At 56.5% G+C, this 13,653-nt stretch carries 13 protein-coding genes; 10 read left to right on the top strand and 3 right to left on the bottom strand.

Going from position 1 to position 13,653, the window contains the following annotated elements; genetic code table 11:
• The first annotated feature begins 6 nt into the window (after window positions 1–6).
• The 4 genes from ispF to WEB54_RS14830 all read left to right on the top strand — a co-directional run bounded on the left by ispF (window position 7) and on the right by WEB54_RS14830 (window position 3,148).
• Complete coding sequence (gene ispF, locus WEB54_RS14845; RefSeq protein ID WP_368056525.1) at window positions 7–492, top strand: 2-C-methyl-D-erythritol 2,4-cyclodiphosphate synthase; 486 nt, start codon at window positions 7–9, stop codon at window positions 490–492.
• On the top strand, window positions 492–1,517 hold the full coding sequence (gene truD / locus WEB54_RS14840; RefSeq protein ID WP_368053500.1) for a tRNA pseudouridine(13) synthase TruD: 1,026 nt from the start codon (window positions 492–494) through the stop codon (window positions 1,515–1,517). Before ispF ends, truD begins: the two co-directional genes overlap by 1 nt.
• The gene (locus WEB54_RS14835; protein WP_368053460.1) at window positions 1,514–2,188 is read left to right on the top strand and encodes a protein-L-isoaspartate(D-aspartate) O-methyltransferase; all 675 of its coding nucleotides are present in this window, start codon (window positions 1,514–1,516) and stop codon (window positions 2,186–2,188) included. Before truD ends, WEB54_RS14835 begins: the two co-directional genes overlap by 4 nt.
• Before the next feature lie 66 nt (window positions 2,189–2,254).
• Entirely contained in the window at window positions 2,255–3,148 is an 894-nt protein-coding gene (locus tag WEB54_RS14830; RefSeq protein ID WP_368056523.1) for a DUF368 domain-containing protein, read from the top strand.
• A 290-nt stretch (window positions 3,149–3,438) separates the two neighbouring features.
• Here the strand turns inward: WEB54_RS14830 and WEB54_RS14825 are convergent, their stop codons facing one another.
• Window positions 3,439–3,603, bottom strand: a complete 165-nt coding sequence (locus tag WEB54_RS14825) for a hypothetical protein (protein WP_368056556.1) — start codon at window positions 3,601–3,603, stop codon at window positions 3,439–3,441.
• Here WEB54_RS14825 and WEB54_RS14820 point away from each other — a divergent pair.
• Together WEB54_RS14820 and rpoS are read left to right on the top strand one after the other, a co-directional pair.
• Window positions 3,544–4,170, top strand: a complete 627-nt coding sequence (locus WEB54_RS14820; protein WP_368056554.1) for a peptidoglycan DD-metalloendopeptidase family protein — start codon at window positions 3,544–3,546, stop codon at window positions 4,168–4,170. The two genes, WEB54_RS14825 and WEB54_RS14820, sit on opposite strands and share 60 nt — an antisense overlap.
• A 54-nt stretch (window positions 4,171–4,224) precedes the next feature.
• Window positions 4,225–5,256, top strand: a complete 1,032-nt coding sequence (gene rpoS / locus WEB54_RS14815; protein WP_368053464.1) for an RNA polymerase sigma factor RpoS — start codon at window positions 4,225–4,227, stop codon at window positions 5,254–5,256.
• 102 nt (window positions 5,257–5,358) lie between these two features.
• Here the strand turns inward: rpoS and fdxA are convergent, their stop codons facing one another.
• Together fdxA and mutS are read right to left on the bottom strand one after the other, a co-directional pair.
• Window positions 5,359–5,682, bottom strand: coding sequence for a ferredoxin FdxA (gene fdxA, locus WEB54_RS14810; protein WP_127554848.1), 324 nt, complete (start codon window positions 5,680–5,682; stop codon window positions 5,359–5,361).
• Window positions 5,683–5,839: 157 nt separating this feature from the next.
• Window positions 5,840–8,428 (bottom strand): DNA mismatch repair protein MutS, encoded by a 2,589-nt coding sequence (mutS, locus tag WEB54_RS14805; protein ID WP_368056552.1) that lies wholly within the window; start codon window positions 8,426–8,428, stop codon window positions 5,840–5,842.
• 69 nt (window positions 8,429–8,497) lie between these two features.
• Between mutS and WEB54_RS14800 the strand changes: the two genes are divergently transcribed.
• The 4 genes from WEB54_RS14800 to alaS all read left to right on the top strand — a co-directional run bounded on the left by WEB54_RS14800 (window position 8,498) and on the right by alaS (window position 13,650).
• On the top strand, window positions 8,498–8,986 hold the full coding sequence (locus WEB54_RS14800; protein WP_368053468.1) for a CinA family protein: 489 nt from the start codon (window positions 8,498–8,500) through the stop codon (window positions 8,984–8,986).
• Between the two features lie 86 nt (window positions 8,987–9,072).
• The gene (gene recA / locus WEB54_RS14795) at window positions 9,073–10,161 is read left to right on the top strand and encodes a recombinase RecA (RefSeq protein ID WP_368053470.1); all 1,089 of its coding nucleotides are present in this window, start codon (window positions 9,073–9,075) and stop codon (window positions 10,159–10,161) included.
• Window positions 10,162–10,233: 72 nt separating this feature from the next.
• Window positions 10,234–10,704, top strand: coding sequence for a regulatory protein RecX (locus WEB54_RS14790; RefSeq protein ID WP_368053472.1), 471 nt, complete (start codon window positions 10,234–10,236; stop codon window positions 10,702–10,704).
• Between the two features lie 342 nt (window positions 10,705–11,046).
• Entirely contained in the window at window positions 11,047–13,650 is a 2,604-nt protein-coding gene (gene alaS / locus WEB54_RS14785) for an alanine--tRNA ligase (protein ID WP_368053474.1), read from the top strand.
• The last annotated feature ends 3 nt before the right edge of the window (window positions 13,651–13,653 follow it).

Here is a 13,653-nt window from a genome sequence, read left to right as displayed (position 1 = left end):
CAGGGCATGCGAATAGGCCATGGTTTTGATGTACACCGGTTTGATCCGGACTCGGGTCCCATGGATATTAAACTGGGCGGGGTTCTGGTTCCGGCTGAACATCCGTTACTGGCGCATTCCGATGGCGATGTGGTGCTGCATGCCATTGCCGATGCGCTGCTGGGTGCCGCTGCGTTGGGTGATATCGGAGAGTGGTTCCCGGATACTGATGTGCAGTGGGCCGGTGCCGACAGCCGGGCGCTGCTCGCCGATGTGTACCATCGCATTACCGATCTGGGCTACCGGCTGGTTAATCTGGATGTGACCGTTATTGCCCAGACACCCCGCCTGGGTGCCTACAAGGGTGCCATGAAGCTGACCATTGCGGAAACGCTGCAATGCGAACCGGGCCAGGTGAACGTCAAAGCGACGACCACTGAAAAACTGGGGTTTACCGGTCGTAAAGAGGGTATTGCCACTGAGGCTGTCTGTCTGTTGGAGGTTGCGCCTTGATGATGCTCCCGGAATGGCCCAGAGCCTGGGGTGAGGCGGTTGGGTCCGGACAGTTGAAAGCCGAACCTGCTGACTTTTATGTCGAGGAAGCCCTGCCTGAAACGGCCTCCGGCGAGGGCGAGCATCTGTGGGTTACCCTGGAAAAAACCGGCCAGAATACCGCCTGGCTTGCGAAGCAGCTGGCACGCTGGGCTGGTATTCCCCCGCGCGATGTCAGTTATGCCGGGCTGAAAGATCGTCATGCCGTGACCCGCCAGACCTTTTCATTGCACCTGCCGGGCAAGCCGGATCCGTCAGAGCCGTTTGTTATGGATGGCGTGCAGGTGCTGGCCCTGCAGCGCCATGGCCGCAAGCTGCGCACCGGCCAACTGATCGGCAACCATTTTGTGATTCGGTTGCGCGATTGGCAGGGGGATGCAGATGCGCTGACACAGCGCTGGCAAACGGTTGTTGAGCAGGGTTTCCCGAATTACTTCGGTCCCCAGCGGTTTGGCGAGCAAGGCCAGAATCTGAGTCGGGCCCTGGCGTGGATTCGTGGCGAAGCGCGCCTGCCGCGGGGGCAGCAAAGTATTCATGTGTCTGCAATGCGCAGCTATTTGTTTAATGGCTTGCTGGCTGAACGCGTTGAGCAGGGCACCTGGAATCAGCTGGTACCGGGGGATTTTCTGCAATTCAAGGAAGGTAAGCGCGGTTTTGAATGCCTGGAGCCGACTGAGAGTGAGTGGTCGCGGGTGGCTTCGGGTCAGTTATCGCCCAGCGCCAGCTTGCCGGGAGAACAAACCGAAGTTTTTGCCCAATTGGATGCGCGCGAGGCCTCTCTGCTGGATCAACAGTCGGAGTGGACACAAGCTCTGATACGACTGCGCATTCAGCGCAGTTTGCGCAAGTTGCGCGTCTATCCGGAGCAGGGCCATTTGGACTGGCAGGATTCCGATCCGCAGTTCAGGTTCTTTTTACCGGCGGGCAGTTACGCCACCACAGCACTGCGTGAGGTATCGGCCTGGCACGAGGAGGTCCCGCAGTGAATCTGACCGGTATCGGCATGACCTCACAGCGAACCCGCCAGCGCTTGATTGAACGACTCTTTTCCAAAGGCATCCGTAACCCCCGGGTTATGGATTGTTTTATGAAAGTGCCCCGGCACATCTTTGTGGATGAAGCGCTGGGTCATAAGGCTTATGAAGACATCGCCGTTCCCATCGGCTACGGACAGACGCTGTCGCAGCCTTACATTGTCGCGCGCATGAGCGAGCTGGTACTCGCTGCTCCCCACCATGAGCGCATACTAGAAATTGGCACCGGATCGGGCTTTCAGACCTCAGTTCTTGCTCACCTGGTTGATGAAGTTTACTCGGTAGAACGCATCAAGCCGCTGCAATTGAAAGCGCGGGAACGATTGCGATTGCAGAAACTCTACAACGTGAGGCTTAAGCTGGATGACGGCTTTCTCGGCTGGCCTGATGCAGGTCCCTTTGATGTGATTATTGGTACGGCCGCTCCTGAAAAGGCACCACAGGCGCTGTTGGATCAACTGGTGCCCGACGGAGGGCAGTTGATTCTGCCACTGGGTACCGATGAACAGTATCTAACCGTGGTGGAACGCCAGGGTGATGATTTCAGCGAGCGCCGAATCGAGGCGGTGCGTTTTGTTCCCATGCTGGCCGGTATTCAACTCGGCGAAACAGATGCCTTCTGATCAGAAGTACAGTACCACTCCCGGAGACTGCAAAAGGATGAACAGGCATGAAGAAGGAGACATTCTGTGATTAAGTCAGTATTGAGCTGGTTTTTTAAAGGGGTAGTTATGGGAGCGGCCGATGCCGTTCCCGGCGTGTCAGGTGGCACCATGGCACTGATCACCGGCATTTATGAACGACTGATCAACGCGCTGGCATCGTTTCGGCCCGGTATGCTGATTGAGCTGATGCGAGGCCAGGTCGCATCGGTCTGGCGTGAAATTGACGGGGCCTTTCTGGTCAGCCTGGGTCTTGGCATCCTGGTTAGTCTGTTCAGTATTTTGAATCTTGTTCAGTGGCTGTTAATCACCGCGCCGCCAATATTATGGGCATTCTTTTGCGGATTGATTGTGGCATCGCTGGTAATGTTACTGGCCAGTCACCGTTGGCAACGGGTCGATATCGGGTTGTTCCTGGCTGGCACTGCCATCGCTGCAGGTATTTCGTTTGCCGGCGAAATGTCGCTGGCAGTCACGCCGCTAACGCTGGTTTTTGGCGGTGCGCTGGCGATATCCGCCATGTTGCTGCCCGGTATATCAGGCAGTTTTATACTGTTGCTGCTTGGGCTGTATCCGGCCATTACCGAGGCTGTTCACGAACGAGATTTGCTCACCATCGGCTGGGTTGCACTGGGGTGCCTCATCGGCTTGCTGGTGTTCAGCCGGTTTTTACAATGGGTGCTGGCGCGCTGGCACGATCGGGTTATGGGGTTCATGCTGGGGTTTGTTATGGGTGCGTTGATCAAGGTCTGGCCCTGGCAGCATGATCAGCAATGGCTAATGCCAGAGACTTACGTGCGCTTGTCTGGCCAGCCATCCTGGCTATACAGTGCTTTGTTGGCGGCCGTAACCGGTGCAATACTGGTGACCTTGCTCAGTCTGAAAACGGGCGGTTCCAGGCTTGTCAAATCAGAAACATGAAGCAGTCCTCGATTCAGACCCAGGATCTGCCCGTTTTTAGATTAATTACACCTAATAAATTACCCTGTATTAAGGTTGGGCTATATTGCAGTATTGTGAACGGCGTTTGAGGGGTAGATGAATCTTATTTTCCGAAGGAAGCAGGTGTGACGATTTACGTCCGTAAAGCGTCAATTCTCGGGACTTGCCTATGTGCTTTGGTGGTGCTGGCGGGCTGTACCAGCAGCGCCTATCGTTCGCTGGAAACCGGGGGGAGTGGGGTGCGTCGTTCTACCACTAGTGGCTCCGCGTCACCTGTGGTTCAGTCCCGCCCCGCCAGCGCTGCGGCGTCGAATGCTCGCCCAGAGACGCGGCCCACCCAATACCAGGTTCGACGGGGTGATACCCTCTATTCCATCGCGTTTCGGTTTGGCCTTGATTTCCGGCGATTGGCGGCTGCTAATGACATCAATCATCGTTATACCATCTACCCTGGCCAGAGATTGGCGTTGAAAGAGGCGGATGCTCCCACAGCAGCTGAAACACCGTCCCGGCGCTCGACATCATCCTCCCCCGCCCGGCTTGCTGCAGATCGCACAGCTTCTCAAACCGTTACAAATGCGACATCTGCGCCAGCGATATCGTCATCATCGTCAGTCAATGCCAGTAATCATCAGTTATCCTGGGTGTGGCCGCACAGTGGGAAAATAGTGCGAACATTCGACTCGAATGTGTCCGATCGTAAAGGCGTTGATCTGACCGGTGAGATTGGAGATTCTGTGGTTGCGGCGGCGACTGGTTCTGTTGTCTACGCAGGAAATGGTTTGCCTGGTTATGGCAACCTGATTATTCTCGAACACCAGGGCTCGCTGCTGAGTGCTTACGCATTTAACCAGGAACTGCTGGTGTCGGAACAGGATCGGGTCACTCAGGGGCAGGCCATCGCCCGAATGGGCAGGCAGGGTGACCAGCCCAGCCTGCACTTCGAGATACGGCAAGAGGGTAAACCGGTTGATCCAATGAGGTTTTTACCTCCGCGGTAACCGGGTACATTCCGGCCACAGGGTATATGCCCTATATCGCACAGGTGAACGACTATGGCAGCACTCCGGGAACTCAGCTCCGACATTGCGGATGATACCTTCACTCCCTATACCAACCTACTGGATACTCCCAACGAGGAGGTCAGCGCTGCTGAAAAAGCAGAGGCGGGCGATCCCTCGGAACTCAATTACGAAAGCGATACCGACTCCGAATTTCGAGATGCCGTTAACAATTTGAGCGGCATGCAGCGATCGCTCGATGCGACGCAAATGTATCTGAATGAGATCGGTTTTTCGCCACTGCTCAGTCCCGAAGAAGAAGTCTATTTTGCCCGGTTGGCCCAGAAAGGCGAACCGGCGGGCCGCAAGCGGATGATTGAAAGCAACCTGAGGCTGGTGGTCAAAATTGCACGACGCTACCTGAATCGGGGTCTGACCCTGTTGGATCTGATTGAAGAGGGGAACCTTGGGTTGATTCGGGCGGTTGAAAAGTTCGACCCTGAGCGGGGCTTCCGTTTTTCAACCTATGCCACCTGGTGGATACGCCAGACCATAGAGCGCGCCATCATGAATCAGACGCGCACTATTCGCTTGCCCATTCACGTGGTCAAAGAACTGAATGTCTATTTGCGCGCCGCCCGTGAACTGACGCAAAAGCTGGATCACGAGCCGACTGCAGAAGACATCGCCGACCTGCTGGAACGGCCGATTGAAGATGTGAAGCGCATGTTGGCGCTAAACGAACGCGTTACGTCGGTTGATACCCCTCTGGGGCCGTCTTCCGAGAAAAATCTTTTGGATACCATTGCCGATGAAAAATCGGTCGACCCGTCCGAGTCACTGCAAGACGATAATCTGCGGCTCAGTATCGATCACTGGCTGGATGAGCTGTCCGAAAAACAGCGGGAAGTGGTTGCACGTCGGTTCGGGCTACGCGGTTTTGAGACCAGCACCCTTGAAGAAGTTGGGCGCGAAATCGGCCTGACCCGTGAGCGTGTGCGGCAGATTCAGGTAGAAGCCTTGCGTCGGTTGCGTGACATCATGGAAAAGCAGGGGTTGTCTGCGACGGCTTTATTTGGTGAGTAAGGTTATTGCATGAAGCTGTAGCCAGACTGCACCGCCTTGCTGAGGAATTCTGCTCATAAAAAAAGCGCCTGAAGGCGCTTTTTTTATGAGCTAATATCGAGTTCAACGGGCCAGAGCTGCTCGTTTTCCGGGAACACCATTTTGCTCGTCGGCATCGGCGGGCGGGTCTTTGCGTTCGGTGATGTTTGGCCAGACTTCAGCCAGTTCGGCGTTCAGTTCAACAAATTCAATCTGATCTTCCGGCACTTCATCTTCCGATAAAATGGCCTCGGCCGGGCATTCAGGTTCACACAGGGCGCAATCAATGCACTCGTCCGGATGAATGACCAGAAAGTTCGGGCCTTCGTAGAAGCAATCCACCGGGCAGACTTCCACGCAGTCGGTGTATTTGCACTTGATGCAGTTCTCGAGAACAACGAATGTCATCGGGCCCTTCTCCCAATACCTGATGCTGAGTGTGTGCGTATTCTAGTGGCAGGTTCGGACCCCCTCAAGTGAGATCTAAGACCAATTACCCAAGGCTTTATAGCCAATTAGAATATAAATTTAGTTTTTAGGCTTTAAAGGCTCTAAAACGTGCAGCTTACCGTGTTTCCTGTTGCTCGGCCAGCCAGTTCAGTGCTTGTAGCGGCGTCATCTGGCTGAGGTCCAGTTGCTGCAGTGCCTCAACCAATGGGTGAGTCTCTGCGGCGAATAGGTCATTCTGCAGCGGCGCCGGTGCCGGGTTGCCTGCACTGGTTGAGGCGCGTTCTGTTCGGGATGGCATGGGCGCGCGCTCCAGATCGCTCAGCTTGGCGCGGGCACTGGCGATGACGATGTCCGGCACGCCAGCCAGTCGTGCCACCTGAATACCGAAGCTCTGACTCGCTGGTCCGGCCTGAACACGATGCAGAAAGACCAGTTTATCGTCGTGTTCGGTGGCGTCCAGATGCAGGTTGCTGGCCTGGGGGTTGTGTTCGGGCAGGGCGGTCATTTCAAAATAGTGAGTCGCGAACAGTGTCAGAGCATGGGTTTTTTGCACCAGGTGCTCGGCAGCGGCCCAGGCCAGCGACAGGCCATCAAAGGTGCTGGTGCCGCGTCCGACTTCATCCATGATCACCAGGCTGTTGGGCGTGGCATTGTGCAGAATGTTGGCGGTTTCGGTCATTTCCACCATAAAGGTGGAGCGGCCGCCAGCGATGTCGTCGGATGACCCCATACGGGTAAAAATTCGGTCCAGCTTGCCAATACGGGCTTCGCGGGCGGGCACAAAGCTGCCGATATGAGCAAGCAACGCGATGACGGCGGCCTGGCGCATATAGGTGCTTTTACCGCCCATGTTCGGTCCGGTGATCACCTTGAGGGTGATGTCGCTGTTCAGTTCCAGGTCGTTGGGCACAAAGGGCGTTTCGGTAACGGCCTCGACCACCGGGTGGCGACCTTCTTTGATAACCAGTTCGGCTTCGCTGGTCAGGGTTGGGGCGGCCCATTGATAGCGGTCGGCACAGGAGGCCAGGGCCATCAGTGTATCCAGCTGGGCCAGGGCGCGCCCCAGCTGTTGCAGGGTGAGCAAGTCTTCAGCCAGCGACAGTACCAGTTGCTCATACAGATATTTCTCGCGGCTCAGGGCACGGCTCTTGGCACTGAGCGCCTTGTCTTCAAATTGCTTGAGTTCCGGGGTGATGAACCGTTCGGCGTTTTTCAGTGTCTGGCGCCGGCTGTAATCGACCGGTGCCTGGGCTGACTGCGCCTTGCTGATCTCGATGTAGTAGCCGTGCACCCTGTTATAGCCAACTTTGAGCGTGCTGAGGCCGGTACGCTCACGTTCGCGGGTTTCCAGCTGGACCAGAAAGTCACTGGCGTTGGTGTCGAGTCCGCGCAGCTCGTCCAGTTCTTCGTCAAAGCCTGGCGCGATGACGCCACCGTCGCGAATCACCACGGGTGGGTTGTCGACCAGGGCGCGTTGCAGGGTATCCAGCCAGATCGGCTGTTCCCGCAGGTCTTCGCGCAGCTGTTGCAGCCGGGGTGAGTCCAGCGGGGTCACCAGTCGTTGCAGATCAGGCAGCTGTGCCAGGGTGCTGCGCAGGCGGATCAGGTCGCGGGGGCGGGCGGATCCCAGTGCAATGCGCGACAATACTCGTTCAATGTCTCCAATCGGTTTCAGTGCCGACTTAACCTCTTCAAAAACAAAGTCAGTCAGCAAAGTGGTCACGCCATGGTGACGGTGCTGCAGCTCTGTTCGGTCACGCAAGGGGCGTCCCAGCCAGCGACGCAACAACCGGCTGCCCATGGTAGTGGCGCAGTGATCCATTAGCTGGAACAGGGTGTTGTCTTCCTCGCCGCGCACATTGATGTCGATCTCCAGGTTACGGCGTGAGGCTGCATCGAGAATAACCGCTTCGTCCTGGCGTTCCGGGACGATGGCGCGAATGTGGGGCAGGGCGCTTTTTTGGGTGTCGCTGGCGTAATTGAGCAGGCAACCGGCTGCCTGTAGAGCCAGTGGCATGTCTTCAACCCCAAATCCGCTCAGATCCCGGGTGCCCATTTGCTGGGTCAATGCTTGTCGGGCGCTGTCCAGATCAAACAGCCAGACGGGTTGGTGGCGGATGGCGGTGCGGGTGGTAAGGTCGGGTGCCGGGTGATCTTCCGGCAACAGCAGTTCGCTGGGGCGCAGTCGTTCCAGCTCGGCGCTCAGCGCTTCCCGGTCTGACAGCAACTGAACGGTGAACCGGCCCGAGGCCATGTCCAGCGCGGCCAGGCCATAATCATCCTTGCCAGGCCAGACGGCTACCAGCAGACTCTCTTGCCGGTCACTGAGGAAGGCTTCGTCACTCAGGGTGCCGGGCGTGAGTACCCGCACCACCTTGCGCTCCACCGGCCCTTTGCTCGCGCTGGGGTCACCAATCTGTTCAGCAATGGCAACGGTATGACCCTGGCGCACCAGGCGGCCGATGTAGCCTTCGGCGGCGTGGTAGGGAATGCCGGCCATGGGAATGGGTTCACCGGCGCTATGCCCGCGCTGGGTGAGGGTGATGTCCAGCAGGCGTGAGGCCTGCTTGGCATCCTGATAAAACAGCTCGTAAAAATCCCCCATGCGATAGAACACCAGATCATTCGGGTGTGCCTGCTTAATCTGCAGGTATTGTTGCATCATGGGGGTGTGTTGCATTTTACTGGCACTGATAGGCGGCATAGGGTCGGCTTGTTGGCTGGCTTGAAATCGACCGCCCATGGTATTCGAATCACACACAGGATGAAATGCATGACACCTTCAGAAATGCTAACCGGGGCGGATCTGGTCGAAACGCTGGCGCACCGTCTTACATCATCGGGGTGGCGCATGGTGACGGTAGAAAGCTGCACCGGTGGCGCTATTGGTAGCCTGATCACCGATCGTGCTGGCAGCTCCGACTGGTATGAGGGCGGCTGGATCACCTACTCGAATGCTCTAAAGCTGCAGTTAGGGGTGCCAGCCGAGGCTATTGACCGGCACGGGGCTGTGAGTGAGCCGGTTGCCCGGGCGATGGCCGAACAAGGGCGGTTGCGGGCCGATGTCGACATCGCCGTGGCGGTGACCGGGGTTGCTGGCCCTGCGGGTGGCAGCCCCGATAAGCCGGTGGGCACCGTCTGGATAGCCTGGGCATGGCCCGGGGGGGTTGACGCCGAGGTGTTTCACCTTGACGGTGACCGTACGCAAGTGCGCACTCAGGCTACATTGCAGGCGCTGCGGGGCCTGCAACAAAGACTTTGAATTAATCGGACTGACCGGCTTGTCATTGCTAGTTACCCTGTGTAAGAATACTGGTCATTCATACAGGCTTTTGATTGGAGAACACCATGGACGCGAATAAAGAAAAAGCGCTAACGGCAGCACTCAGCCAGATTGAGCGTCAGTTTGGCAAAGGCTCGGTTATGCGGATGGGGGATCAGAAAAACATCCAGATGCCGGCTATTTCAACTGGCTCTCTGGGGCTGGACATTGCGTTAGGCATTGGTGGTTTGCCCAAAGGCCGCGTAGTCGAAATTTACGGGCCGGAATCTTCCGGTAAAACCACGCTGACATTGCAGGTTATCGCCGAGGCTCAAAAAGCGGGCGGAACCTGTGCCTTTGTCGACGCCGAACATGCACTGGACCCTTCCTACGCCAATAAACTGGGCGTCAATGTCGACGATCTGCTGGTGTCCCAGCCAGATACCGGTGAACAGGCTCTGGAAATTACCGATATGCTGGTCCGGTCGAATGCGGTCGACGTGATCGTCATTGACTCCGTTGCGGCCCTGGTACCCAAGGCTGAAATTGAAGGCGAAATGGGTGATATGCACGTGGGTCTGCAGGCCCGTCTGATGTCTCAGGCATTGCGCAAGATCACCGGTAACATCAAAACTGCCAACTGCCTGGTCATCTTTATTAACCAGATTCGCATGAAGATCGGTGTAATGTTCGGCAGCCCCGAAACAACGACCGGTGGTAACGCACTGAAGTTCTATTCCTCTGTGCGTCTCGATATTCGCCGCACCGGTACGATCAAGGAAGGCGATGAAGTGGTCGGTTCTGAAACCCGGGTCAAAGTCGTCAAGAACAAGATTGCGCCGCCTTTCAAGCAAGCCGAGTTCCAGATTCACTACGGCAAGGGCATCTACCACATGGGTGAGGTGATTGACCTGGGCGTCAAGCTGGGGCTGATCGAGAAAGCCGGTGCCTGGTACAGCTATCAGGGTGACAAGATCGGTCAGGGCAAAGCGAACGCTGCCAAATTTCTTGAAGACAATCTGGAGACTGCCAAGATCATTGAAGGCAAGATCCGGGATGCTTACCTGGTCAGTAATGCGCCCAAGGAAGAAGCAACCAAACCCGAGGGTGAAGTGGCCGAGGCGAGCTCTTCTGATGCCCCAGTGCCAGCCAAAAAGGGTAAGGCAGAAGTCTGATCCAGTGATCAGCGTGTACCTCCGCAATCTGTCTATCGGGCTCGCTGATGCGAGCCCCGGGTGGCATTGAGCATGACCGAAAAGACTCCCTGGAACACGGCGCTCAACATGCTGGCGAGAAGGGAATATAGCCAGGCCGAATTGCGCACCCGGTTGCGTGAGCGGTTTCCGGAGCAAGCTGAAGCGGTGGAATCCGCACTGTTACGGCTGATCGATACCGGCCTGCAGAACGATGAACGCTTTGCTGAGGCGTTTCTGCGTTCCCAGATCAATCGATCGCGTGGCCCGGTGCGGGTAATGCATGAAGCCCGCCAGAAAGGCGTCGCAGATCAGGTCGGGCCATTACTCGACGACTGGGATATAGACTGGTTTCAGTTAGCGCTTGAGGCGGCCCGGCGCAAGCTGGGCTCATCCGACCCGTCTGACCTGAAAATCAAAGCGCGCATTGCCCGTTTTCTGGCGTATCGCGGGTTCACCGGCGACCAGGTGCGTTATACGCTTGATACCCTGCAGCACGAACACCGAGATGATCGGTTGTCCTGACACCTGTGAAGTCAGCCTCGCAGCCACCCGGGTTTTCCCTCAGCCTGATGTAGGCATCTTTTGTTCTCCTGTTAAGTCTTTCATGGTTTTTAACGACCAATTTCCCCAATGGCCTGCCTGACAGTGTCCCTACTGGTGTCATCCACGGCATCTGTGTACTATTGCGCCCTTTAAACTCCTGCCGAAAAGCCTCCTTGGGTTCTGGCAGTAATCTTGGGTTGTACACTGAAAGCATCCACCCGGTTGGCGCACCGCGAAACCGGGTCTTTGTTGCTTTTTTCGGGATAAACCCCACCCCAGACCGTAGCTTATTCACGTGTGGAACAGGACGTCAGACCGACCATGAAAACCTCTGAAATACGCCGACGCTTCTTGGATTATTTTGTCAGCCAGGGCCACAGCGAAGTCGACAGTGCACCTTTGATTCCGGGCAATGACCCAACGCTGTTGTTTACCAATGCGGGAATGGTGCAGTTTAAAGATGTCTTTCTGGGGGCCGACAAGCGTGACTATAAGCGGGCAACCACCTCACAACGGTGCGTCCGCGCTGGCGGCAAACACAATGATCTGGAAAATGTCGGTTACACAGCCCGCCACCACACCTTTTTTGAGATGCTGGGCAACTTCAGTTTCGGTGACTATTTCAAACGGGATGCCATTCGTTTTGCCTGGACATTCCTGACCGAAGAGCTGGGTCTTCCCAAAGAACGCCTCTGGGTGACGGTATTTCACGACGACGATGAAGCCGCTGATATCTGGATCAACGAAATCGGCGTGCCAGCGGAGCGTTTGTCCCGGCTGGGTGAAAAAGACAACTTCTGGATGATGGGAGATACTGGCCCTTGCGGCCCTTGCTCAGAGATATTTTACGATCACGGCCCCGATGTTCCCGGTGGCCCTCCGGGCAGCCCGGACGATGATCTGGACCGCTATATCGAGATCTGGAATCTGGTCTTCATGCAGTATGACCAACTTGAAGACGGTACCCGGGTTGCGCTGCCAAAGCCTTCTGTTGATACGGGCATGGGCCTTGAGCGACTGGCGGCGGTGCTGCAGTCAGTGCATTCGAATTATGAGATTGACCTGTTTCAACAGCTGATCCGGGCAACGATGGACGTGACCGGGTGCAGCGACCTTGAAAACCGGTCGTTGCGCGTTATTGCCGACCACATTCGTTCCAGCGCCTTTTTGATCGTCGATGGTATTGTGCCGTCCAATGAGGGGCGGGGTTATGTTTTGCGGCGTATCATTCGGCGCGCCATACGACATGGTCACAAACTGGGTCAGACCGAGGCGTTCTTTTTCCGCCTGGTGGATGCATTGGCCGCCGAAATGGGTGAGGCTTATCCTGAGCTGATCACACTGAAAGATCACGTCAAAAAAGTTCTGCGTCTGGAAGAAGAGCAATTTGCCCGGACGCTGGATCACGGCATGCAGGTGCTTGAAGAGGGCATTGCAGCGCTTGATGGCAAGGTGTTGCCTGGTGAACTGGTGTTCAGACTCTACGACACCTATGGTTTCCCGGCCGACTTAACGGCCGACGTTGCCCGCGAACGAGGTTTGGAAATTGACCAGGCGGGCTTCGATGCACAAATGGAAGCCCAGCGTGATCGCGCCCGGTCGGCCAATAAGTTTAAAATGGATCGTAATCTTGATCTTGGTCTTTCAGGCCAGACCCGGTTTCTTGGTTACGAATCCCTGCTGGGCGAAGGCCAGGTTGTAGCTCTGCTGCGGAACAACGAAGCGGTTGAGCAGTTGGAGGCTGGAGAAACGGGCATCGTGATCCTGGATCAGACACCCTTTTATGGCGAGTCCGGTGGGCAAGCGGGGGATCACGGCCAGCTCAGCGCTGAGGGTGTGGTCATTACCGTCAACGAATGCACCAAACTTCAAGGTCATCATTTGCATCACGCAGAGATTCTGCAAGGTAATGTCAGTGTAGGTGATCGTTTGCAGGGCACCGTGGCCCGCGAGGAGCGCAGTAATACTGCCCGCCACCACAGTGCAACTCATCTGTTGCATGCCGCTTTGCGCGAGATTTTGGGTGAGCACGTTCAGCAAAAAGGCTCGCTGGTCACGTTCGATAAGCTGCGATTCGACTTTTCCAACCTGGAGCCAGTGACCGCCGAGCAGATCACCGCTATTGAACAGCGGGTCAACGAGCAAATCCTGGCTAACACGCCGGTACAGACCGAGTTGATGAGCATTGAAGCGGCCAAGGCAGCGGGTGCGATGGCCCTGTTTGGTGAGAAGTACGATAACGAAGTTCGGGTGCTGAGCATGGGTACCGAAGGCTTCTCCATGGAGTTGTGTGGCGGTACACACGTCAGCCGCACTGGCGATATTGGCTTGTTTCGCATTGTCTCTGAAAGTGGCATTGCTTCCGGTGTGCGTCGCATCGAGGCGGTTACCGGCCCTTATGCGCTGGCCAGCATGCAGCAGCAGGATGCTTTGTTACAGCAACTGGCCGCGACGCTCAAGTGCGCTCCGGATCAGTTGATCGACCGTACTCAGCAGGCGCAGCAGCGCATTCGTGAGCTTGAGAAACATCTTGAGCAGGCGAGCAACAAGCTGGCTTCTGCTGCGGGCAGCGATTTGGCGGCCAGCGCCGAGACCATCAATGGTGTCAGAGTGTTGTCAGCTGAGTTGGATGGGGCTGATGCGAAAACCCTGCGTTCCACCATGGATCAGCTCAAGGACAAGCTGGGTTCGGCCGTTATCGTGTTGGCGGTCAAAGACGGTGCCAAAGTCCAGATTGCTGCCGGTGTGACCAAAGACACCCTCGGCAAGATCAAGGCGGGTGATCTGGTGAATCACGTTGCCGGTCAGGTCGGCGGTAAAGGTGGCGGCAAACCGGATATGGCCATGGCCGGTGGCAATCAGCCCGAACACCTGGCAGCCGCGCTGGCTACCGTGGTGCCCTGGGTTACTGAACGCCTGATCTGACAA

Origin of the sequence: Saccharospirillum sp., from assembly GCF_040881935.1 — a bacterium.
Lineage (GTDB): Bacteria > Pseudomonadota > Gammaproteobacteria > Pseudomonadales > Natronospirillaceae > Saccharospirillum.
Note: the sequence above shows the minus strand (reverse complement) of the source record. Positions and strands in the feature narration are given on the sequence as shown.

Coding starts and splice junctions, on each gene's coding strand:
- ispF (WP_368056525.1), top strand. CDS start 7: ATGCGAATAGGCCATGGTTTTGATGTACACCGGTTTGATCCGGACTCG.
- truD (WP_368053500.1), top strand. CDS start 492: ATGATGCTCCCGGAATGGCCCAGAGCCTGGGGTGAGGCGGTTGGGTCC.
- WEB54_RS14825 (WP_368056556.1), bottom strand. CDS start 3,603: ATGATTGATGTCATTAGCAGCCGCCAATCGCCGGAAATCAAGGCCAAA.
- rpoS (WP_368053464.1), top strand. CDS start 4,225: ATGGCAGCACTCCGGGAACTCAGCTCCGACATTGCGGATGATACCTTC.
- fdxA (WP_127554848.1), bottom strand. CDS start 5,682: ATGACATTCGTTGTTCTCGAGAACTGCATCAAGTGCAAATACACCGAC.
- mutS (WP_368056552.1), bottom strand. CDS start 8,428: ATGCCGCCTATCAGTGCCAGTAAAATGCAACACACCCCCATGATGCAA.
- WEB54_RS14800 (WP_368053468.1), top strand. CDS start 8,498: ATGACACCTTCAGAAATGCTAACCGGGGCGGATCTGGTCGAAACGCTG.
- recA (WP_368053470.1), top strand. CDS start 9,073: ATGGACGCGAATAAAGAAAAAGCGCTAACGGCAGCACTCAGCCAGATT.
- WEB54_RS14790 (WP_368053472.1), top strand. CDS start 10,234: ATGACCGAAAAGACTCCCTGGAACACGGCGCTCAACATGCTGGCGAGA.
- alaS (WP_368053474.1), top strand. CDS start 11,047: ATGAAAACCTCTGAAATACGCCGACGCTTCTTGGATTATTTTGTCAGC.